The sequence below is a fragment of the Nocardia aurantia genome, assembly GCF_009604425.1.
In the GTDB taxonomy this organism is placed as follows: Bacteria; Actinomycetota; Actinomycetes; order Mycobacteriales; family Mycobacteriaceae; genus Nocardia; species Nocardia aurantia.
The window spans coordinates 474422-496807 of the sequence record NZ_WEGI01000004.1 but is presented as its reverse complement, the minus strand read 5'-3'; the positions used below and the strand labels follow the sequence as shown (position 1 = coordinate 496807).

General features: G+C 67.5%; 20 protein-coding genes. 14 read left to right on the top strand and 6 right to left on the bottom strand.

The genetic code is table 11. The annotated features are described in order from the left end of the window. Nucleotides 1-3 precede the first annotated feature (3 nt). Together NRB56_RS11600 and NRB56_RS11595 are read left to right on the top strand one after the other, a co-directional pair. Nucleotides 4-1512: a hypothetical protein gene (locus NRB56_RS11600; RefSeq protein WP_153341159.1), complete on the top strand. Its 1509-nt coding sequence runs from the start codon at nt 4-6 to the stop codon at nt 1510-1512. A 2-nt stretch (nt 1513-1514) separates the two neighbouring features. Further along, nucleotides 1515-2183: a pentapeptide repeat-containing protein gene (locus tag NRB56_RS11595; RefSeq protein WP_194290810.1), complete on the top strand. Its 669-nt coding sequence runs from the start codon at nt 1515-1517 to the stop codon at nt 2181-2183. Between the two features lie 32 nt (nt 2184-2215). Here NRB56_RS11595 and NRB56_RS11590 read toward each other — a convergent pair whose 3' ends face one another. Beyond that, a complete protein-coding gene (locus tag NRB56_RS11590) occupies nt 2216-4105 on the bottom strand; it encodes a DUF3556 domain-containing protein (protein ID WP_153341155.1) in 1890 nt (629 codons plus the stop codon). Between the two features lie 597 nt (nt 4106-4702). Between NRB56_RS11590 and NRB56_RS11585 the strand changes: the two genes are divergently transcribed. The 4 genes from NRB56_RS11585 to NRB56_RS40465 all read left to right on the top strand — a co-directional run bounded on the left by NRB56_RS11585 (nt 4703) and on the right by NRB56_RS40465 (nt 7303). Then, nucleotides 4703-5503, top strand: a complete 801-nt coding sequence (locus NRB56_RS11585; protein ID WP_153341152.1) for a PaaX family transcriptional regulator — start codon at nt 4703-4705, stop codon at nt 5501-5503. 94 nt (nt 5504-5597) lie between these two features. Further along, nucleotides 5598-6515 (top strand): redoxin domain-containing protein, encoded by a 918-nt coding sequence (locus tag NRB56_RS11580; RefSeq protein WP_153341150.1) that lies wholly within the window; start codon nt 5598-5600, stop codon nt 6513-6515. Next, a complete protein-coding gene (locus NRB56_RS11575) occupies nt 6512-6844 on the top strand; it encodes a DF family (seleno)protein (RefSeq protein WP_153341148.1) in 333 nt (110 codons plus the stop codon). Before NRB56_RS11580 ends, NRB56_RS11575 begins: the two co-directional genes overlap by 4 nt. 27 nt (nt 6845-6871) lie before the next feature. Continuing rightward, a complete protein-coding gene (locus NRB56_RS40465) occupies nt 6872-7303 on the top strand; it encodes a preprotein translocase subunit YajC (protein ID WP_153341146.1) in 432 nt (143 codons plus the stop codon). Here the strand turns inward: NRB56_RS40465 and NRB56_RS11565 are convergent. Beyond that, nucleotides 7225-8052: a COG4705 family protein gene (locus NRB56_RS11565; RefSeq protein WP_153341144.1), complete on the bottom strand. Its 828-nt coding sequence runs from the start codon at nt 8050-8052 to the stop codon at nt 7225-7227. The two genes, NRB56_RS40465 and NRB56_RS11565, sit on opposite strands and share 79 nt — an antisense overlap. Before the next feature lie 169 nt (nt 8053-8221). Between NRB56_RS11565 and NRB56_RS11560 the strand changes: the two genes are divergently transcribed. Beyond that, complete coding sequence (locus NRB56_RS11560; protein ID WP_153341142.1) at nt 8222-9469, top strand: COG4705 family protein; 1248 nt, start codon at nt 8222-8224, stop codon at nt 9467-9469. A gap of 53 nt (nt 9470-9522) precedes the next feature. On the opposite strand, the gene NRB56_RS11555 is transcribed toward NRB56_RS11560, so the two are convergent. Further along, nucleotides 9523-10221, bottom strand: a complete 699-nt coding sequence (locus tag NRB56_RS11555) for a response regulator transcription factor (RefSeq protein ID WP_319942854.1) — start codon at nt 10219-10221, stop codon at nt 9523-9525. A 40-nt stretch (nt 10222-10261) separates the two neighbouring features. Between NRB56_RS11555 and NRB56_RS11550 the strand changes: the two genes are divergently transcribed. From NRB56_RS11550 to NRB56_RS11530, 5 genes are all read left to right on the top strand, one after another. Further along, nucleotides 10262-11617, top strand: coding sequence for a sensor histidine kinase (locus NRB56_RS11550; RefSeq protein WP_153341140.1), 1356 nt, complete (start codon nt 10262-10264; stop codon nt 11615-11617). 207 nt (nt 11618-11824) lie between these two features. After that, complete coding sequence (locus NRB56_RS11545; protein ID WP_319942853.1) at nt 11825-12652, top strand: COG4705 family protein; 828 nt, start codon at nt 11825-11827, stop codon at nt 12650-12652. A 315-nt stretch (nt 12653-12967) separates the two neighbouring features. After that, nucleotides 12968-13834: a CPBP family intramembrane glutamic endopeptidase gene (locus tag NRB56_RS11540; RefSeq protein WP_153341136.1), complete on the top strand. Its 867-nt coding sequence runs from the start codon at nt 12968-12970 to the stop codon at nt 13832-13834. Nucleotides 13835-13872: 38 nt separating this feature from the next. Continuing rightward, nucleotides 13873-15015, top strand: a complete 1143-nt coding sequence (locus NRB56_RS11535; protein WP_227837496.1) for a sensor histidine kinase — start codon at nt 13873-13875, stop codon at nt 15013-15015. 4 nt (nt 15016-15019) lie between these two features. Beyond that, the gene (locus NRB56_RS11530) at nt 15020-15712 is read left to right on the top strand and encodes a response regulator transcription factor (RefSeq protein ID WP_319942852.1); all 693 of its coding nucleotides are present in this window, start codon (nt 15020-15022) and stop codon (nt 15710-15712) included. Nucleotides 15713-15882: 170 nt separating this feature from the next. Here the strand turns inward: NRB56_RS11530 and NRB56_RS11525 are convergent, their stop codons facing one another. The 3 genes from NRB56_RS11525 to NRB56_RS11515 form a co-directional block, all read right to left on the bottom strand. Beyond that, the gene (locus tag NRB56_RS11525) at nt 15883-16602 is read right to left on the bottom strand and encodes a MerR family transcriptional regulator (RefSeq protein WP_153341132.1); all 720 of its coding nucleotides are present in this window, start codon (nt 16600-16602) and stop codon (nt 15883-15885) included. 52 nt (nt 16603-16654) lie between these two features. Continuing rightward, nucleotides 16655-17554 carry an alpha/beta fold hydrolase gene (locus tag NRB56_RS11520; RefSeq protein WP_153341129.1) on the bottom strand — a complete coding sequence of 300 codons (900 nt, stop codon included), beginning with the start codon at nt 17552-17554 and terminating at the stop codon, nt 16655-16657. Nucleotides 17555-18108: 554 nt separating this feature from the next. Beyond that, the gene (locus NRB56_RS11515) at nt 18109-18297 is read right to left on the bottom strand and encodes a hypothetical protein (protein WP_153341128.1); all 189 of its coding nucleotides are present in this window, start codon (nt 18295-18297) and stop codon (nt 18109-18111) included. An 835-nt stretch (nt 18298-19132) separates the two neighbouring features. Here NRB56_RS11515 and NRB56_RS11510 point away from each other — a divergent pair. Together NRB56_RS11510 and NRB56_RS11505 are read left to right on the top strand one after the other, a co-directional pair. Then, the gene (locus NRB56_RS11510; protein WP_319942851.1) at nt 19133-21391 is read left to right on the top strand and encodes an MMPL family transporter; all 2259 of its coding nucleotides are present in this window, start codon (nt 19133-19135) and stop codon (nt 21389-21391) included. After that, nucleotides 21388-22011: a TetR/AcrR family transcriptional regulator gene (locus NRB56_RS11505; RefSeq protein WP_194290809.1), complete on the top strand. Its 624-nt coding sequence runs from the start codon at nt 21388-21390 to the stop codon at nt 22009-22011. The genes NRB56_RS11510 and NRB56_RS11505 overlap by 4 nt, the downstream gene beginning before the upstream one ends. Nucleotides 22012-22386: the final 375 nt, after the last annotated feature.

Genomic DNA, 22386 nt, shown 5'->3' with positions numbered 1-22386 from the left:
TGGGTGGCGATCGAACTGCAGTGGAGCACCCTGTACGCCGCTGGTAGGCACTGCCACGATCTGGCTGACCGGTTGTCGCTGGCGTTCGGGCCGCTGGAATCCGTCCTGGTGCGGGAGTGCAAGGGTATGGCCGGCGATGCGCCGGGATGTCTGCAGTGGGCCGCCGAATACGACGTGATTGCCGCCGACCATTTTCGTGCGGTAGCCGCCCTGGTCAATGCGCTGGTGAAATACGGGGACGTGCTGAATGCGTTCGGCTGGAACTATGCGGTCAGTCAGCATCCCGACCACATGCCGGACAAGCCGACCGAATCCGAACTTTACTACGACACCGAGATGGATATGCCCGCATCCAGTGCCGGTAATGGCCCCGGTGTTGATCGCGACGGTGGCGACAGTGGCGTCTACGAGAAGTTCCTCGACAAAATCCAGGACGAACTGGGTGGCCTGCCCAACGGCAATATCCGCTTGCTCGACACCGCGGCGCTCGCCTGGAATGCTTTCGCGCACAACAATGCTGTAACCGAGGCCGCCGCCGACATTCAGACCGTGATCGGCTTGTTCGACTCGATCAGCGATCCGCACAAGGACACACTGCTCGAGCAGTTGGGTACCCTGCGCGGAGCTGCTACCGACGTCGCCGCGTCCAGCCTGTCGATCAGTACTGCGGTTTCCGATTATGCCGCCGGGACCGGCGAGGTTCGCTCGGCGATCAGCGGTATCGTCTCGACCGCTGTGATCGGGATCGCTGTCACCGCCGCGGTCGGGATCGTCGCTGCGGTCTTCACCTTCGGCGCCGGCGCGGCTGCGGCCGGAGGCGGAATCGCCACGATCATCGCGAACACCGTCAACGCTGTCCGCACCGCCTACGAAGGCACCAAACTCATTCGGATTTTGGGCTTGCTCGGCCGACTCGGACGCGGTGCGGTCGGCGTGATCGAAGCCTTCAACGCCGCCAAGAACATCAAAACCGTGACCGGCGCCCTCGCCACCATCCTCGCCCTCAAAGTCGCAATCGACAGCCTCGACGACGACCGTACGCACGCCGGTCCTGCGAATTCGAGCAATACGCCCGGAACCCCCGACTATCAGCAGCGGGTGGAAGAACTCGCGAAGGATCCGGCGAAGAACGGAAAAATCAGTCCGCAATCGAGGAGAGAAGCCGAGGTCGGGCTGGCCAACGAGAACGCGGGTAGGGTGGGGCCCCTCGAACGAGCCCCGCTGGGCCCGCACGGTGAAGATCAGGGTGAATTCATCGACACCGAGACAAATCTGCGCTGGGATGTGAAAAGCTCGCCGGATGTCATTCCGGACTACCGACCTCCACAAGTTGCGGGAAATCCGATATCCAATCCGCAGTCCGATCAGGAATTCATTGACATGGTCAACGATTCGATCGCTTCCGGAGAAGGCGTTATGATCGACGAAAGCGGCATGACAGCCGACCGGAAGGCGCGCTTGCAGGAAATTGTCGCGAATAATCCGCAATGGCAAGGAAAGGTGCTCTGGTAGAGATGACCACTGCTTATGGGCGTACGCCGGACAATGTGCGCCGATGGCCGGTGGACGTGCGGGCGCGCCGGGCGATTGCCGATTATCTGGAAAGCCTGCCGGCCGATCCGGCTTCGGAACAGACCACCGCAATGCTGCTCAATGGCCGGGGGCTCGACTTCACAGATGCTGACCTCTCCGGCCTGGACCTGCTCGGTGCCGAACTCAGCGAGGCCGGACTGAACCGGGTACTACTGATCGGTGCCGATCTCTACACAGCATGGCTGGCCGATGCGGTGCTGGCCGGCGCCGATCTGAGCGGCGCCGACCTCCGCAAGGTCCAAGGCCGAGGATGCCGGGCGCAGGAAGCGAAGCTGCTGGGAGCAGATATGCAGCAGGCCGATTTCAGTCATTCGGACCTTCGTGGCGCGGATCTACGCGGTGCACGTCTCATGCGGGCAACGTTTTCCGGAGCAGATCTGCGCAATGCGGATCTGCGGAATTGCGTGCTGGAACGAACTCGGCTGACCGGTGCGCGAATCGCGGACGCGCATGTCGATGGCGCCGCCGGTCTGCTCATCGGGCCAGTCGACATCGGAGTCGACTCCGCCGTACCGCTGGACGGCCCGGATCTGGAGGCATGGTTCGCATCGCGCGGCGCGCCCGACGTGAAAGCGCTCCGAACAGGTTAGACACACCGCAGCCCGGGGACCACCCTGGCCGCTCAGCGCTGAGAACCGCACCATCGCAACGGTCTTCGATGACAAGCGTGGTGGGATGCCTTGTCCTTGTCGGTGGTGAGCGTGCCGTGCCGGCGGTAGTCCGGCGCGGTCCAGGACACGCGTAGCGGTACCGGCCCGTTGGGCAGCCAGGGCTGCTGACCCACGCAGTCCTCGACATTCCAGGTTCCCCGCTCGACGATGCCGAGGGCGGCGTCGATCACCCGGTATTGCTGCGGCGGATTGCGCCACGGGGTGGGCTGGGACTCGCAGTAGGCGACGACCAGGTCGCCGGGGGCCAGGTTCAGGCGCTTCTGGACCGCCGCGATCAGGCGTTCGTCGTGCAGGTGGCCGTCACCGAAGTTCCAGCCGAGGAGGATGTTGCAGACGCCTTCGCCTTCGCGCACGGTGCGGTGCTCGATGTCGTCGAGGTGTTCGTAGAGAACCGAGAGCAGTCCGCGGCCTTGGCTGTGCATGGACCGCCAGGCCAGTGCCTTCTGCACCGTCATCTCCGCGGCGTCGCGTTCGTACGGCATGGGTTTCATTCGGCGCAACTGGTCTGTCTGATTCTCCACCAGCGGCAGTTCGTTGAGCCGTTCCTCGATACCGGGCCTCATCGCCCAGATCGTCGCCGCCCAGTTGCCCGCGTACTGCCGCATCGACGGCAGGAACGAGACGAGGTCCGGGCGCAGGGTTCCCAGCACCGGGCCGGCGCAGAGCAGCGCGAGGATCGGGATCAACAGCCACGGGGTGGAGAAGTGCCGGATGTTGTAGACCGAGGCGTCGAAGCCGCCCCACAGCACGATGGGAATGAACCCGAAGTAGACGTTCCATTCCAACGGCACCGCGAGCGGGAAGGTCGAGGTGATGTAGAGGTGGAAGAGCAGCATCACCAGCGCGCCCAGCATCGCGATCGTGTGGTTCGTGGTCAGCAGGAGTACGAGCGGGATCACGATCTCGACGGTCGTGCCGCCGATGTGCGCGGTGAACCAGGCCAGCCTGCTGGGCCGGATGTCGTGTGGGGCGTCGCGGTAGTACAGGTTCTTGATCAGGCCCGGTTGCCCCGGGCTGTTCGAGATCATCGGCGGGATTACGCCGGCGAAGTGGTTGCCGAGCTTGGACACCCCGGCGCCGATCCACACGGCACAGATGACGATCTCGAACACGACGATCAGGTTCACGAAATCCGCTGCGGTGGCGTGTTCGCGCAGCGCGAGCGCGCCGAACACGGTGGAGAAGAACATGATCGGCAGGTACTGCTCGGCCCTCGCGGCCAGGAAGACGACCTTGTCGCGCAGGCCCATCAGCGGCACCGTGACCAGGATGGGGAGGAAGGCCGCCGGCGGGATCAGTTCCTGCGGTCCGGTTCCGCCGGGCAGCACCGCGACCGTTTCGGCGTGGACCACCAGCGGGCACACCAGGCTTGCCAGCACACCCAGGAAGAGGACGACGTCGAACCAGGTGCGGGCGTCGCCTCCGGTGCCCGGCAGGCGCCGGCCCCAGGGGGCCATCCGGATGGTGCCGGGCCGGATCCAGTAGCGGATGTTGCCGAGCATCGGCACGAAATGCCCGCACAACGGGCCGAACGCGCCCGCCAGGCCGAGCACTTCCAGCAGCATCAGCCACACAGCCAGCTTCTGGTAGACGACGATGTCGACCAACCAGGTGCCCGGCTCGGTGAAATGCACATGATCGGTGGTCCACGACGTGATCGCCAGCCCGACAACGAGATACAGGCCGAGCATCTTCAGGATGTAGACCATGTGCAGTGAGTACGGGATGTTGAAACCGTCGTGCACCCAGTGCGTGCTGAGCACGCGGATACGCTCGCGCAGCGGCAAGCGCACGAACTCCGCGGGCGGCATCGGCTCCGGCGAGGCGGTGAGGAAGCCCATCTCACGCTCCTCGCGGTGCGCGGCCGGTGCCGAGCCGTGCTCGAAGCGTGGATTTGTCGATCTGCCCGGCCGCGCGCAGTTCGGCGGCGGTGACCGTCCGCTCCCGCGCTGCATCCAGGACAGCCGGGTGCCGGTGCAGCACGGCCTCGATCTCCTCGGAATAGATGTTCTTTCGCCGGGATGATCGTATCCGCGATGCGGTCGACCGGCCGCGGACAACCGGTCGGGCACTCATCTTCGGCGCCCGGAACCGCCCGGCCGCCCGAGTTGGTCGGCGGGGCGAAGCGCCCATGATCGGTCCACCTTCGCCCTCGACCTCGCCGGCAGGACCGTTCCGCCGTTCGCGACCTTTGCGGTCAGCGGCAGGGCACGGTTGCGGAGGACTACCGAAATACGCTCCCCCACAGCAACATTGGTGACGACCCGCGGTGCGCGGCGAGACCGTCGCCGACGCCGGACCCGACACCGACCGCTGGTTACGAGGCCGCCGGCTCCTCGGATGGCACTACGGGCGCGGCGATATCGTGAGCGGTACGTTCCCGCGCGGATACCGAGTACGAGGAGTGCGCCATCGACAATCCCGCTGCGCCCGGCGCCATGTCGGCCGCGAGTGCGTTGGTCGATGTACTCGGCGAATATGTCGCGCCGCGGGGAACCTCGGTCACCCACGTGGCATTGACCAGGGCGCTGGGGGTGCTGGGTCACTCACCGGCAGCGGTCAGGCAGGCCATTTCCCGCTCCGCGCGCGAGGGCGCGTTGACCAGCACCCGCCGGGGCGGGGGTTCGGTGGTGACGCTGCACGACCCCGCCCGGGCGATGCTGTTACGGGGCGCCGCAACGCTGGATACCGCTGTCACCGACACGCTTATCGAGTGGGACGGCACCTGGGTGGTGTTCATCGTCCGCACCCGCGGCCAGGATCAGCGCTCCCGTTACCGGCTGCGGACCTCGATGCTGCTGGACGGGCTCGGCTATCTCGGTAACGGTGTCTGGGTATCGCCGCGGCGGCAGTTCCAAGGGGAGATCCTTGCGGCCCTGTCCGCGGAACCCGACGTCGAGGTGACCGTCCTCACCTCCCGCGTCGACCACCCCGACGTCCGTGCCGTGGTCGAACGCGCGTGGGATCTGGATGCGATCTCCCGGCGCTACGACCGGCTCCTGTCCGGATTCGGCACCCGCCGGGCCGATACCGACGAGCAGCGCTTCACCGCGTGGACCGAATTGCTACACGCGTGGCGGGACTGCGTGCTCACCGAGCCGGGGTTGCCCGACGAAGTGCTGCGTCCGGGATGGCCACGCGAAGACGCTCGCGCGCTGATGGCCACCCGCATGGGGGTGTGGCGACCGGCTGCGCACGCCTACTTCGAGGCCCTGCTCAGCGCCGCACCCACATTGTGACACTCAAACAATATTCTTAACAATTTAGTCACAAAGGCAGGTATGGTGGGTCTCGCGCCGCAGTTCCCGGTGCATCCATGGGAAAGGACTCACCATGACCACACCGCTGGACCTCGCGCCTCCCAGCGTCCGACGCTGGTTCGAGGTGCAACTCGCACCGGAACCGGAGCTCACCGACCTGCGCGCCGTGGCGTCGCCGCAGGTGGTGTTCCGCTTCGCCGGCCGCGAGATCGCCGGTATCGACGCCGTGATCGAGCATCTGAAGGCGATGCCGGTGCGGCGGCTGGCCGACGGGCAATGGTCGGTTCTGCCCGGCGGCGACGATCGGCGGACGACCGTGCGGATCACCGGGCCCGGCGGCCAACCGCTGCCGAGCCCGGGCGGCCCCATGGCGGCGATGGACTTCACCTTCACTCTCGATGCGCAGGGCCTGATCACCGGATTGAGTCCGCAGCCGCACCATACCGAGCCCGCGGATCTCGGTCCGGCGCTGGCGACCGGGCAACGGGCTCCGGATTTCACCCTGCTCGACACCGCCGGTGAGCCGGTGTCGCTGCGGGCCGGCGGTGACGCGGTGACCGTGGTCGTGTTCACCTGCAACGCCTGCCCGTGGGCACTGGGCTGGCACGATCGACTGCAGCAGGTCGCGAACGAGTACTCCGCCGTCGGAGTACGAATGCTGCAGATCAACGGCAACGACCCGGAGATCAGCCCGAAGGATGCCGTGGAGCATTCCCGGCGGCGCGTCACCGACGGCGCCTTCGCGGGCCCGTATCTGCTCGACGACGGGCAACAGGTCGCGCGGCGGTGGGGCGCCCGGCACACCCCGGACGTGTTCGTCGTCGACGCCGACGGGATCATCGCCTACCACGGTGCCCCCGACGCCGACGCCTACGACGAGTCGCTGAACGCGCGGTGGCTGCGTGACGCACTGGACCACGTGCTCACCGGCGGGCCCGCGGTCGCCGACACCGAACCGGTCGGCTGCACGATCAAGTGGACGCTGGAATGAACACACCCCGCATCGAACTGCTGTGGTGGTCCGGCTGCCCCTCCCACCCGCAAGCCGAAACCATGCTGGCAGAGGCACTGCGGGAACTCGGCATCGACCCACAGGTCATCGAAAGCCGTCAGATGGTCACCATGGACGAAGCCAGAGCGGAGAACTTCGTCGGATCACCGACCATCCGCGTCGACGGACACGACATCGTCCCCGCCGAAGACCCGCAACCCGCGCTGACCTGCCGCCTGTACTTCCGTCGCGACGGACGGCCCAGCCCACTACCGGACCCGCAGGACCTCCGTGACGCCCTCCGCAGGGCTGTTTCGCCGCCCGCCTGACACTCGCCCGCACGGAAGGCCCGACCCATGCCCCCGACCCCTGTACCGGCAATGCCGTCCCCGCCGCCGGGCGCGCTCGGCATGCCTCCCTTCCCCGCCGGGTTGCCCGGCATGTCGCCGTCGGGCGGGGAACCATGGTGGCAGTACCTGGTTCTGCTACTGCCACTGGCCATTCCACTGCTGCTGGGAACCGTGTTCAAACTCCGCAAACGGCGAGCGGTACGCGCGCTGAACCGTCGGCTTCGACCCGGACAGACGGTCGTGACCTGCGGTGGCCTGCACGCAGTCATCACATCCCTCGACGAGCGGACCGTCACCCTCGAGAGCGGACCGGGAATAACTCAGATCCACGAACGGTCCTCGGTGGTCTGCGTGCACGATCAGCCCGCCCCGGCCGTGGCGGGGGTATCGGCGGTGACCGTTTCCGGCTTCTCCCGCCTGTTCTGCCGAATGCTGTAGGCGACGCCGGCGACCAGGATCGCGAGGATGACCGCGGAGGTGCCGCCGCTGCCGAGAGCCAGGCCGCCCTTGGCGTGTGGCTTCCACAGGAAATCGCCCACGGTCGCGCCGAGCGGCCGGGTGAGCACGAACGCGGTCCAGAACAGGAACACGCCGGAGATCCGGGTGAAGTAGTGGGCGAGCAGGATCGCGACCATGAGGGTGGCGATCACCGCCGCGCCGCCCCAGTAGCCGAGGCCGGAGCTGTCGGACAGGAAGTCGCCGGTGGAGGTGCCCAGGGTATTGGACAGCACGATCGCGGCCCAGTACAGCAGTTCGCCCCGGTGGGTGGTGATGTGGGCGACGTCGTAGGTCTCGCCGCTGAACTTCCAGATGACGAACACGATCGCCAAGGCGGAGATCAGGATCGCGGCGCCGGCCGGGTAGCCGAGCCCGTTCTCGGCGGAACCGGATTGGTTACCGCGGTTGAGTAGATCGGACAAGGTGGTGCCCGAGGTGCTGGTCGCGGCGATGAGGGTCCAGTACAGCGCGGGGTGGAAGGTGCGTGCCCGCAGTTGCCCGATCAGCACGACGACCATGATGGCGAAGAAAAGGAGGGTGGCGTCGAGGTAGCCGAGGTTCAACGTTTGCGCGACCCAGTCGCCACCCGTCTCGCCCAAGGTTGTCGCGGCGATCTTGAGAACCCAGAACAACACCGTGATCTGGGGCAGCTTGTACGACGTGTGGGCACTGCCCGCGGGCCGGCTCATCGCCTGGTTCTCCTCTCTCGACGGCGCGTGCGCGCCGTCCGTTCCGCTACGGAGTATCGCCGCTCGGCGCTGAGAACACGCTGAGATCTGTCGCAGGGTTTCCATGGACACGCGATCGGCCGCTGCTTCTCAGCGTCGCCACAGCGTCGGATCGCTACGGTCCGGCCCTATGAGTGAGACGACGGACGCCGCGGCGGGGGCCGCTCGGCGGATGCTGAGCAAGGTGCCCGAGGTCACGGTGTGGTTCTGGGTCATCAAGATCCTGTGCACCACGGTGGGCGAAACGTTCGCCGACTGGATCGACACCTCCCTGGGCATCGGCCTGACCGGCACTGCGTTGCTGTTCACGGTCGTGCTGGCCGCGGTCCTCGGCTGGCAGCTGCGCCTGAGCCGGTACGTGCCGTTCGTGTACTGGCTCACCGTCGTGGTGGTCAGCGTGACCGGCACGCTGTACACCGACATCCTCACCGACCGGCTCGATGTCCCGCTGGCGGTGAGCACCAGCGTGTTCGCGGTGCTCCTGGCAGTGGTGTTCGGGATCTGGTATGCCCGCGAGCGGACGCTGTCGATCCACTCCATCGTCACCCTGCCGCGCGAAATGTTCTACTGGCTGGCCGTTCTGGTCACCTTCGCGCTCGGCACCGCGGCCGGTGACTGGACGCTGCAGCTGACCGGCTGGGGACCGGGTGCGTCGGTGCTGTTGCCTGCCGTGCTGATCGTCTCGGTCGTGGTGGGCCGGCGGCTGGGCGCCAACGCGGTGCTCGCGTTCTGGCTCGCCTACATCCTGACCCGCCCGCTGGGCGCCAATCTCGGTGACTGGTTCGCCTCGCCGACCGGCGAGCACGGCCTGGGGCTGGGTACCGCGGTCACCAGCGTCGTGTTCCTGCTCGCGATCTCGGCCGTCGTCGCCTATCTGACGTTCTCGCGCAGCGACGTCATCGCCGACCCACAGCAACGCCCGGAACCGGAGGGCGTCGCGAACCCGGTCCGGGAGCGGATCATGCTCGGCTTCTACGCGCTCGTCGCGGTGGTCGCCGCCGGGGTGCTGGTGTGGGCATCGGGCCGGCCGCATGCCCTGACGAGCGATGAGCCCACTGCCGGACCGGCCACTACCGCGATGGGCCCGGGCCGGGCGGCCGCGCACTTCCCGGCGACCGAGGTCGCGAAGTTCCGCGCGATCACCCAGGACACCGTGTCGAAGGTGCAGGCCGGGCAGCAGGCCGCCGCGACGACGCGGATCAAAGACCTGGAAACCCTGTGGGACCGGGATCAGGACACTCTGCAGCCGATGGACCGGACCGGATGGGAAGTACTCGACCACAAGATCGACATCGCCTTGAAGGCCCTGCGCACCAAGTCCCCCGATGCGGCGACCGAGACCCAGGCGCTGACCGACCTGCTCACCGCGCTCGGATAGCACCGAGCGTCCGATGGCCGCGTGTCACACGGACAAGTCCGTCGCGGACCGGGTCACGCCCGGCATGCCGCGGCAGGCCTGTGGTCGTCGATCAGTTGGTAGCCCGCGCCCCGGTGGGTTCGGATGCTGTTCCGGCCGAACGGGGTATCGATCTTCTTGCGCAGGTAGCCGATGTAGACCTCGACCACGTTCTCCGGGCCTTCGTAGTGCTCGTCCCACACGCCGCGCACGAGGTCGGTCTTGGTGACGACCGCGCCCGGCCGGCGCATCAGGAACTCGAGCAGCCCGAATTCGCGGAAGGTGAGCACGATGTCCCGGTCACCGCGCCGCACCGCTCGCCGCACCGGATCGAGCACCAGGTCGCCGACCTCGAGCAGGGCCGGCTGTTGCGGCGCTCGCCGTCGCAGCATCGCGCGCAGGCGGGCGATCAGCACGACGAACGAGAACGGTTTGGTCAGGTAGTCGTCGGCGCCCAGGTCCAGGGCGTCGGCCTGGTCGAACTCGCCGTCCTTGGCGGTCAGCATCATCACCGGTGTCATCTTGTCGGTTCTGCGCAGGTGCCGCAGTACCTCGTAGCCGCTGAGCCCGGGCAGCATGATGTCGAGGACGATGACGTCGAACGGCTCGTCGGTCGCCCGCCGCAGTCCGTCCGGCCCGGTGGCGGCGACCTGTACCGTGAACCCTTCCGCCGCCAGTCCGCGGCGCACCGTCTCCGCCAAACGAGGCTCGTCCTCGACCAACAGCACCCGCACTCGGCTACCCACCTGTCCTGTTCATGATCGAAGATCAAGCATGCCCAGCATCGACCTCCTGCGCCACCCCTCCCGATGGGGACTGCGTGCCCGGTCGGCGCTGACCGCCGCCGCGGTGGTGACGGTCGTCGTCGTATTCGGCGCGATCGTGATGCTGACCTTGCTGAATCGAGCCCTCTACGGCGCCGCGGACTCGTATGCGCTCGGCCGGATCAGCGAAATCAGCGACCGGCTGCACTCCGCGGCACCCGCGGACCTACCCGCGGACCTGCTCGCCCCCGACTCCCACGTCGAGATCGTGCAGATCCTCGACCCGTCCGGCGCACCGATTCGTTCGACGACGGGAGCGCCCAGCGGTCCGCTGATCACGGTTCCCGACTCCGGCACGGTCACCGGTATCCGGGCAGAGCCCGATCTGCGAGTTTCCGCCCGCCGCACCCACGGTCCCGCACCCGCTACGGTGCTCGTCGCGGTCAGCGTCGACCCTGCCGACGACGTGCTCAAAGCGCTCGTCGCCGGCCTTGCCCTCAGCGGTCCGATCGTCGTCGCCGCGGCCGCCGCCGCGACCTACCGGCTGGTCGGGCGGTCACTGTCCTCCGTCGAGGCGATCCGGAGCCGCGTCGCCGATATCGGTGCTTCCCAACTGTCCCAACGGGTTCCGATCCCGGCCGCCGCGGACGAGATCGCCCGGCTGGCCACCACGATGAACGGCATGCTCGCCCGGATCGAAGCAGGCCACGCCGCGCAACGCCGATTCCTGGCCGATGCCTCGCACGAACTGCGCAGCCCCTTGTCGACCGTGATCGCGGGCCTCGAACTCGCTCGCGACCACCCGGAGACCGTCGACACCGCCATGATCGAATCCACGCTGCTGCCCGAGGCGATGCGGATGAAGAACCTGGTCGACGATCTGCTCACCCTCGCCGCCGCCGACGACCACCTCCTCACCCTGCACCGCACCGACGTCGACCTCGACGACATCGCCGCCACCGTGCTCGACCTGGTCCGCCACACCACCACCGTCGAGCTGTCCGGACAGCTCGCACCCGCCCGCATCAGTGGCGACCCGGGCGCGCTGACGCGGGTGGTGCGCAATCTGGTCGACAACGCCGTGATCCACGCGCGATCGACCGTCACCGTCCGCACGGTCCAGGGTGCCGCCGACGCCCGGGTGATCGTCGACGACGACGGCCCCGGCATCCCGGCCACCGACCGGAGCCGGGTCTTCGACCGCTTCGTCCGCCTGGCCGACGACCGTGCCCGCGCGACCGGTGGCGCCGGGCTGGGCATGCCGATCGTGGCCGAGATCGTCGCCGCACACCACGGCACCGTCCGCATCGACGATTCGCCCCTGGGCGGAGCGCGATTGACGGTCACCCTGCCGGTAGCGGGGTAGCCGGATCTCTCAGCGTGCTCTCAGCGCCGGCGGGCGATACTGCCGGAGGCTGTTGTCCGCCGGGTTCACGCGCGGTTCGGTGGCCGCCGAACTCGCGGATATATGCCGCCGTTCACGCCTCGAATCGTGTTGCCGCGCATGCTCTCGCCTGTTCCAACGGTGACACCGATCCGTCCTGTCGTCCCTCGCTCGATGAAGGTGGCCCTTGTGAATCCAGCGCCCGCACGCCCGAATGCGCTGTCGTCCATCCTGACCCGCGCCGGCGCCCTGCGAGTCCCCGAGATCGCGGCTGTCTTCTGGATTGTCAAGGGATTGTCCACGGCCATGGGCGAATCCGCCTCCGACTTCCTGGTCACCGGCATGGACCCCGTGATCGCCGTCGTCCTCGGTTTCCTGGCCTTCGTGGCCGCCCTCGCGCTGCAACTGCGGGCCGGTCGCTACAACGCGTGGACGTACTGGCTCGGCGTCGTCATGGTCGGCGTCTTCGGCACCATGGCCGCCGACGTCATGCACGTCGCGCTGGGCGTGCCGTACCCCGCCTCGACCGCGTTCTATGCCCTGATCCTGGCGACCGTCTTCGTGCTGTGGCACCGTGTCGAAGGCACACTGTCGATCCACACGGTGAACACCACCCGCCGTGAGCTGTTCTACTGGGCCGCGGTCGTCGCCACCTTCGCGATGGGCACCGCCCTGGGCGACTTCACCGCCTACACACTGCATCTCGGCTACGCGACCTCGGCCGCGGTCTTCGCGGTGCTGATCCTGATCCCCGCCGCCGGCTACCGGTGGCTGGGCTGGAACCCGATCCTGTGCTTCTGGACCGCGTATGTCATCACCCGCCCCCTGGGCGCTTCGATCGCGGACTGGGCCGGTAAGCCCCGCGACAGCAGCGGCCTGGGCCTCGGCGACGCGCCGGTCGTCGTCGCCCTGGGTCTGGCGATCGTCGCACTGGTCACCTATCTCGCTGTCACCAGATCCGATGTCCAGCAACCGGTTTCGCCCGAGACCGACCCCCGCGACCCTGCCCTGCGCTGACAGCTGTCACCGTGCTGCGGCAGCCGAACCGGGTCCGCTGCGCTGCCGGGTGTCGCCGGTGATCCGGTCGAACAGCAACGGCCTCGCCGAGTCCGGAAAATGGTTGCGGCTGTGGCTGAGTGCGCAGAGCGGGCAGGTCGTCACCGGCTGGATACCACTGGGCTGATGTGCGGACGAGCGGTGTGCGGGCTCGAGCACATCCCCCGGAAGAGCTACAAAGGCGTTCCGCGCGGGGGTGATTCGCGGAGACGGTCGCTTTCCTAGCGTGGTGGTCGAGTCGCTGCCGGATGCGGCGTTCGAGCTCAGGGAGGCCACATGACAACGACATCCGACGGGTACCGGGCCGGCCGGCTGTGCCGGATCCTGCGTTCTCCACTGGGCTGGATGCTCACGGGATCGGCAGGGATCGGCGCGGTCGCGGCGCTGACCGCGATGGGCCCGGGACCGGTGCCGGTGCTGGGCGCGGCCGTCGCGACAGTCGTCTATCGGGTGGTCATGCGCCGGCAGGCGCGCCGCGAGACCCCCGAAATCGCTTGGCGGGGCGCAACTTCGGCGGTGTTGCTCGGCGGCGCACTGGGTGTGGGTTTCCTGGCCGCCGCCGTCCTGGTGATCGCGGCGTGCGGGGGCCTGTCGTTCTCGTGGGCGGGCAATGTCCCGGCGTCGGTGGTGGGTTCCGCGGTCGCGTCGCAGATCGGTGGCGCGGTCACCGAGGAATTGATGTTCCGCGGTCTGGCCCTGCAGGCCCTGGAGCAATGGTGGGGAAGCCGCGCGGCCCTCGCGGTGACCGGTCTGTTCTTCGGTGTCGCGCATCTGCTGAATCCCGGTGCGACCGTGTGGAGCGGCCTCGCCATCGCGCTGGAGGCGGGTGTCATGCTGGGCGCCGCATACCTGTGGCGGCGTAGCATCTGGTTCGTGGCGGGCCTGCACTTCGGCTGGAACACAGTCCAGCAGTTGCTCGGCATCCCGGTCTCCGGACACGCGTCCGAGGGTTTGTTCACGGCCGATGTTCACGGCGCGGACTTTCTGACCGGTGGCGGATTCGGGCTGGAGGCGTCGATCGTGCCCGTGATCATCGCGCTGCCGCTGTCCGCGCTCATGGTCGCGCTGGCCCGCCGGCGCGGCACGCTGCTGTCCGCGCGCGACACCCGGACCGGCCCGCCGGCCGGAGCGGACGAACAGTGACGGCCCGCCGGGCAGGGTGGAGATCCGCGTGGATCCGATTGCGCGACACCGGATTCGGCGATGCCCTCCTCGCCCTCACCCTCACACTGCTGGCATTCGTGCCGACCATGTCGAAGATCGGGGCGCAGATCGGCGATCTGCCCGAACGCCCGGCCGACCTGCTCGGCCTCGGATTGACCCTGGCCCAGACCGTGCCCCTCGCGGTCCGCCGCCGGTGGCCCGCCGGCTGCCTGGCGATTGTCGCCTCCGCGTTCGCCGGGCACCAGGCGCTGGGTTTCGCGACCACGTTCGGGAGCATCGGCCTGTATCTGGCCCTGTATTCCGCAGGGGCCCATCAGATTCGGTTCCGCGGTGGCCTGGCGGCGGTCGCGAGCGCGGGCTACCTCGGGCTCGCGGTCACACTGCACCGCCTGGGATCACCGCAGGGGATCGCGGACTACCTCGCGTTCTATCTGACCCTGTCCGTGGTGTGGGCGGTGGGCAATACCGTTCGCACCCGTCGGACGGCCGCGGCACTCGCTCGCCGAGCGTCGGCCGAGGCGGCCACCGCGATCGAGCGCGCACGCATCGCCCGCGAACTGCACGATGTCGTCACCCATCATGTGACGGCCATGGTGATCCAGGCCGACGCCGCGCAGATCCTGCTGACCTCCGCGCCGGAACGGGCCGGCGCGGGATTGTCCGCCGTCAGCGACACCGGACGTCTCGCGCTGCGGGAACTGCGCCACCTCCTCGGCGTGCTGGAGGCGACCGGCGAATCGGCGACCGCGGATCGGGTGCCCGCGCGCGGCGGGATCACGGACCTGATCGACCAGGCCCGCAGAGCGGGACAACCCGTCGATTACACCGAACAGGGCGAGCGGCGAGCGCAACCGATGGATATGGAACTGGCCGCCTATCGAGTGGTCCAGGAAGCGCTGACCAACGCGATGAAACACGCACCGCGCATGCCGACGCGAATCCTTCTCCGGCACAACGCCGATCATCTCGAGATCGCCGCGACCACCGACGGGCCCGGCAGCCCACCGGCGGCACGGCGGCCGCGCTCCGAAGGCGGGCGAGGGCTGGCCGGACTGAGTGCCCGCGTCCGGATGCTCGATGGTGAACTGGTGGCCGGTCCACGGCCCGAGGGCGGGTTCGAGGTCCGCGCCGTCATCCCGTACCCGCCCGTCCAGGAGTGACACCGTGCCCGATACGCCACCGCCGATCCGTGTACTCGTCTGCGACGACCAGGAATTGGTCCGCACCGGCTATGTCACCATCTTCTCGGCCCAGCCCGATCTGGAGGTCGTCGGCGAGGCGATGAACGGACACGAGGCGGTGGCCGCCGCGCGGCGATTACGGCCCGACGTGATCGTGATGGACATCCGGATGCCCTTGCTCGACGGTATCCAGGCGACCCGGCAGCTGGCCGGCCCGGAGGCCGAGGAACCACCGAAAGTGTTGGTGGTCACCACTTTCAACGTGGACGCCTACGTCTACGACGCCCTGCGGGCCGGCGCCAGCGGATTCCTCCTCAAGGACGCGCCCCCGGCCGAGTTGATCGAGGGCATCCGCACCGTCGCCGCCGGCGAGGCACTCCTGTCCCCCGCCGTCACCCGAAACCTCATCGGGCACTTCGCCGAACACCTCCGCCGCGCCGACACGTCGAGCCCCGACCGCGATCACATCATGAGCACCCTGACTCCCCGTGAACTGCAAGTGTTCTGCCGGATCGCCGAGGGCCTGTCGAACACCGAGATCGCCACCCGCCTTTTCATCACCCCTGAGACGGTGAAGACCTACGTATCGCGGATTCTGACGAAACTCGGCCTGCGCGACCGGGTCCAGGCCGTCGTCCTCGCCTACCGGGTGGGTCTGGTGTCCACTCTCGGCTGACCGCGTTCACGGCTCGCCGGGGGACGAGGCGGGATCCGGTCCGGCGTATGCGCTCGTCCGGGCCGTGATCCTGCTGCCGGCGGCGGAGGACTCGGTGGTGTTCACGTTCGAGCTCCGCAGCCGAAGCTGTTGTGGGCTGAGTGGCCTCCGGATTTCGCACCTGTACGGTGTCAACTGTCGGGCAAGGCTTTTCGGCGGCGCTGCGCGCGGTGGGCGAGAGTTTCGAGGATTCGACGCCATGCCGGTGATTCGCTGAGTATCAGAGTGAAGATCGGCGTGGGGTTCTTCGGCCTGCTGCTGTTGCCTTCGTGTTCGATCTCCCATGTCTCCAGGTCGTCGATGAGACGATCCACGCGTGAATCATGCGGGTCGTAGTCGACGGCGCGGTCGCAGGCAAGGTACAGGCGCATCTTCTCGGGGTCCTCGAATCCGACGTTCCTGTCGTGAATCCACTGCGGTAACGCCTCCGGGTCGGAGGCCCGCAGCAGGATGGACCAGTCTCGCTCGAGCCGGATCGTTCGTTCGCTGACTCCGAGATCGCGCAGCCGGTTCAGTATGGCGACCATCTCGGGCGGCAGAACGAGTTCTTCGCCGCCGGCCAATTCGGCGATGCGGCGGCGATGCTCGGTGAGCTGATCGATCCTGGCTCGCAATGCGGCGTCGATGTCGCTGATCGCGGCGGCGAATTCGACCGGTTGTGCGTGCAACAGTGCGCCGATGCGGCTCAGGGGCACGCCGGTATCGGCGAGAGTCCTTATCCGGACGAGATCCACCGCTGCTTGCGCGCTGTAGCGGCGATAGCCGGAGCCGTCGCGTGCGGGCTCGGGCAACAGACCGACCTGGTGGTAATGACGAACGGTGCGCACGGTGACGCCGGCGATCGCTGCCAACTGGCCGATCGTGAGCACCGCCTGCCTCCGGTCTCGGGGAACGTGGTCGAGTCTAGATTCGTGCCGTCCGATCGACGACGTCGCGAATCGCCTGGACCACGATATCCGGGCGCGTGAAGCACAACTGGTGGTGGCCGACGTCCGCCATGATGCGATGTTCCCCGCACGACACGGCGCTCACCACGGCCGCGGCCATCCTACGCAGGCCCTCGTTCGTCGCACGGATCCTCGCTTCCGGCATCGACGCCGGTGAGCCGGGGTCGACGCCCTCGGCGGTGAGGGCGATCACCGGCACGTCGGGTAGGCCGGCCCCAGGCCGTAGTTCCTCGGTGAGTGCGACCAGGCTGCCCCGCTCGGCAGCGGCGATCCGAAGCCAGTCGTCGCCGCTATGGGCGTCGATCAGCGGCTGCCGGATGTGCTGCGGGTAGTCCGCCAGCAGTGCGGCGTACATCTCGCGTACGGCGGCGCGGAGCTGTTCGGGATCGGGCGTCGCCTGCCGGCCGGTGCTCGCCTCGGCGGGCATCAAGTCCGCCCAGTCGCGATGGAAGGCGTCCACCCAGACCAGCCCGGCCACCTCGTCCGGGTACAGCTGGGTGTACCGGTGCGCGTAGGCGCCGCCGAGGGAGTGCGCCACCAGGATGTATGGCGCGGCGATGTTTTGGGTCCGCAACAACTCGTGTAATTCGGTCGCGACCGCGGCAGCGGTGCGCGGCAACGCAACCGGATCGCTGTAACCACTACCACCACGGTCGTACACCACGGCGACGCCGAATAGCGACACCCTTTGCTGGACAGCGAAATAGTCCAGTCCGACCGCACCGGAGCCTGGCAGGAACACGACGGCCGGTCCGCCTCTGCCCACCCGATGCAAGAAAATGTTGCGGCCGCCGATCGTCTCGAATCCTCCGATCGGCGGGGTGGGACGGACTGTGGAAGCGATGTTCTTCGTCATGAACCGAGGTTGCAACACTGACGCAGCGTCAGGGTCAAGCTTCCCGTTCGGGTCCGGCGGGGATGGCCGAATTTCGTTTGCGGCTCGGCCGTGTCGAAGCGAGCAGCCAGAAGCAGGCGCCGCACCGGCTGGCAGAACTTTTCAGCCGGTGTGTCGGAATCTCAGGCAATTCCTCGTACAGCGTTCCGCTGGCCAGTGATCACGCCTCAGCTCCAGCCAAGCAGGGTTTCCTCGAGGACTCCATAGACCTGCGCAAAAGCAACACAGGTTAGTGCCCCCGGCAGGGCTCTATAAGGATGGGACCGGCGGCGACCAGCGGTTTTCTTGGGGAACGCTGACCATCGAGGCGCGTTTTGGCTATCCAAAGCCGGATTGATGCCGCTTAACGGCTGTGCCGGCCAGAGCGTATTCCACGCCTCCTTCGGTTTCGTCGGTGGTGAGCAGCTCCCAGGTTCGGTCTGAGTCGTGTCGGGGTGCCAGTCGGCGTGTCGTCGGAGGTGTCTCCCTTCCCCTGCTCCGACGTGGACGACCACGTCGGAGCGGGTGGATGTTCGTTACGGGTCGAGGATCGTGTGCAGCAAACCGACGACCGCAAGGCTGATCCCTACTCCGACGCTCAGGTCGGTGATCGCCCCAATTGCGGTGCCGCTCGCCCCCGCGGTCGCGAGGATCACGAACCAGCGCAACGGCAACCGTTCGGGATCGCAGTGCGAACCGGACCGAACCGCAGTACTAGATGCCACCTAATGACGCCTTTCGCTCTCGATGTCCATCGAATCGGACGGCCCACCCACGGGCCATCCGGTGGTATCCAGCCTCGTACTTGGAAGTAGAGCGTGGACACGTCGTAGAGCACCAGCGACGCCGGGCCCAGCCCGGCATGCGGTCGAGCAGCAGGGTGAATCCGGCGGACTTCCGTCTGGAAGCGGAAGTCCACCCTCAGCTTCCCCGGGTGACCGGGACGGGTCGCCGCCGAGCGTCATTCCCAAGCCGGCGGCGGGTGATGGCGCGGAGATGGCCCAAGCCCACCCTGGTGTGCGGAAAACGGTCGGCGAGACTTATTCGACAACCGCACTCGGGCGACACGTTTTTCCGACACTCGGCCGATGCGGCGACCAGGCCCGACCCCGCCGAGCGGCCGCGCCGCCAGGGTGTCGGTCAAAGGATCGTTTCACGACATTCACTCAGCAGGTGCCGCTGCACCGCTGCCGGCGGCCAGTCTTGCGGTTTGACGCTGCCCGGCTTCTGGGTGGGGTCCTCGCCCCAGTCGAACTCCGGCGCTGGCGGGCCCCACCGACTCGGGTCGGCGAACGAGACCGGCTTGGTTCCGAAGCGTCCTTGTCGGAAAGTGGCCTCCTCGGTAGCTCGGTGTCGGACAGTTCGCCGTGGTCATAGATCCCCCGCCGTCCCCACACGGGGATGGCCGGGGCAGTGTCGGCACCGCGTCCCCAGACCGCTCGCCGTCGGCCTTGCGGGAGTGACCAGGAACACGTTAGTTACTAACTAACAGTGCGTTAGTGTTGTGGGGTCGCCGGGTGGAGGTCGCCTCGGTCAGATTCTCGAGAAGGGACCACCGCGGTGGCATCAGTGTTGTTTCGGCTGGGACGGTTTTGTTTCCAACACAAGTGGGCGGTGATCGCCGGGTGGTTGGCGGCGGTGATCGGTGTCGCTGTGGCGGTGCAGGTTCTCAGCCCGGCGTTCCAAAAGGATTTCGACTTGCCCGGAACGGATTCCGGGACCGCGACCAGCCAGGTCGCGAAATACTTCCCCGCAGTCAACGACCAGCTGGACAAGGCCTCGACGAGCGTGCTGGTGGCCGCCGACGACGGTCTCGCCGCGCATACGGGGCGGATTGATCAACTGGTGAGTGAGCTGCGCGGCCTGGACAAGGTCGCCGACCCCGCGGCGGTGGCCAACCCCGTGACCGTCGCCGCGGCGAACCCGCAGGTGGCGTCCTCGGTGGTGGGTGACAACGGCAAGGTCGGACTCATTCAGGTGCGCCAGGACGTCGAGACCTCCGATCTCGATTCGGCGCAGCACGACAAGCTCGTCGACATCATGGACCAATTCCGCACCGACGGACTGCAAGTCGAGGCCACCGGGTCGTTGATGCAGGTCAGCGGTGGGGGAGCGACAGCGGAGTTGCTCGGCTTCGGTGTCGCCTTCATCGTCATGATCATCGCGTTCGGTGCGTTGATCGCCGCATTCATCCCGCTGGTGACCGCGATTGTCGGGGTCGTCGGCACCATCATGCTCGTCACGCTCGCCGCGCAGTTCCTCGACGTCAACCAGACCGCGACGGCGATCGTCACCATGCTCGGTATCGCGGTGTCGATCGACTATGCACTGTTCATCGTGAGCCGTTACCGTAGCGAACTGCGGCGCGGCGGGTCACCGGCCGACGCCGTGGGCCGAGCGGTGGGCACCGCGGGATCGGCTGTGGTGTTCGCCGGGCTGACCGTGGTCATCGCCGTCGTCGCACTCATGGTCGTCGGTATCCCGTTGATCACCCAGATGGGTGCCGGCGCCGCGGTTGCGGTCGTCATCGCCGTGGCGAGCGCGCTGACACTCATCCCCGCCGCACTGGGTGCGACCGGGAGCCGTGCGTTCACCCCGAGAATCCCCTGGATCAAGCATGCCGAGGTCGACGAGAGCAGTGACTCGTTGACGGTGCGTCTCGGCCGGTTGGTGACCGGCAAGCCGATCGCGTTCATCGTCGTGGGCCTCGCTCTGCTGGCCGTCGCGGCCATCCCGGCCACGAAGATGGAGCTGGGTCTGTCGATGACCTCCGCCGCCGAGCAGCCCGCGCAGTCGCTGCTGGCCCGCGGATTCGGTGAAGGCATCAACGGCCCGCTGTTGGTGGTGTTGCACAACGACAATGGCCAACCCATCCAGGCGATCGCGCAGCGCACCGTCGACCACATCAAGACCCTCGACGACGTCACCAACCCCGACGCGTTGACCTGGATCGGTAATGGCTCTCCAGAGCCGAACACCGGTGCCGATTCCGCGTTGATCTCGGTCATTCCACGCAGCGCCCCGGCAGCAGAAGCCACCCACGAGCTCATGGAACAGATCCGTGAATTCACCCCGGCCGCTGAGCAGGCCGGTGCCCAGTTGCACGTCGGTGGCCAGACCGCGATCACCTCGGACCTGTCGTCGAAACTGAGCAGCGCCCTCATCCCGTACCTCATCGTGGTGGTCGGGCTGGCGTTCCTCATCATGATCGCGGTGTTCCGCTCGCTGTGGGTGCCGCTCATCGCGACGGTCGGGTTCATCTTCTCCGTGCTCGCCACCATCGGTCTGACGGTCGCGATCTTCCAGGAGGGCGCGCTGGGGCTGATCACGTACCCGGGTCCGATCCTGTCGTTCCTGCCGATCATCCTCATCGGTGTGGTATTCGGTCTCGCTATGGACTACCAGGTGTTCCTGACCACCCGGATGCGCGAGGAGTTCCTCAACGGCATGTCGGCCAAGGACGCCATCATCGCCGGCTACCGCCACGGCGGGCGAGTGGTCGCCTCGGCGGCAATCATCATGATCAGTGTGTTCGCGGCGTTCATGCTCTCCCCGGACACGATCTCCAAGATGCTGGGGTTCGGTCTGGCGGTGGCGGTGCTGCTCGATGCGATCGTGATCCGGATGATGGTGGTGCCGGCGATCATCGCCCTGCTCGGTGAGCGGGCGTGGGGCCTGCCGGCATGGTTGGACAAGCTGGTCCCCGACTTCGACATCGAAGGCACAGCGGTGCGCGATACCGGACTCGACAGCGAGTCCCCTCATGCCGGGAACGCAGATGTTCCCGCCACCCAGCACGCGACGGTCAGGACTCGATGAGCACACCAGAACAGAACGCCGGGGGCCGGTCGGCAACGCCGACCGGCCCCCGGGCGCGTCACGACAAGCAGCACACCCGCGACACCATCCGCGCGGCGGCGCTGCGACTGTTCACCGAACAGGGGTTCAAACGAACCACGGTCGAACAGATCGCCCGCGACGCGGACGTGTCCCACATGACGGTGTTCCGACACTTCCCGACCAAAGAAGCCATCATCCTCGACGACGACCTCGGCCCGGCAATCGAGGAGATAGTGCGCGCATTGCCGCGCGGACTGACGGTGTTCGACTGTGCACGCCAACTCGTCACCGGGGTCTACCAACTCGGGGCGAGGGATCCGTGGGCCAGCAACCCCCAGCGCCGACACCTCATCGACCGGGAACCAGAATTGCGCGCCGCCGCACAGGCCCAGGAGGACAACGGGTTCGCCGGCACCGCCCAGTTCTTCGCCGACTACACCGGACGCCGACCCGAGGATCTGCCCATCCGGGTCTTCTCCGCCGCCCTGACCGGTGTCCTCGTTCACGTAGCGAGGTACGTCGACGACCCCGCCGAGCCGGGCACCCTGGACGAGATGCTGCGAGCGCTGGACCTCCTCGAGCAGGGGTTGCCCCTGTAGCCGGCACGACATGTCGAGGAACCACCCCACCCCTACCGTGTCGACCGACAACACCGCGTGGGGGCTCGCCCGGACCGGCGAGGGAGTGTCGGATCACCCCGACCGGACACCAACCCCTACCGGGGTCAGATCCACCGGTAATCCGACACTCCCGCACACGACCAGACCCCGGCACCGCGCACCGGTAACTGACCGAATCCGGCACCGTTTGCTGCCCGATAACATCAGTTATCGCTGAACTATCAGCAGCTGAAGGCCGCTGCGGCGCGTGCTTCACGCGGCCGGGATGGACGTCCAGCGGCGGGTGGTCTGGCTGCTTCGGCGGTGTTGCACGGAGCCAGCGGCCCGATGCGACGGTCGGTCCGCATCGGGCGC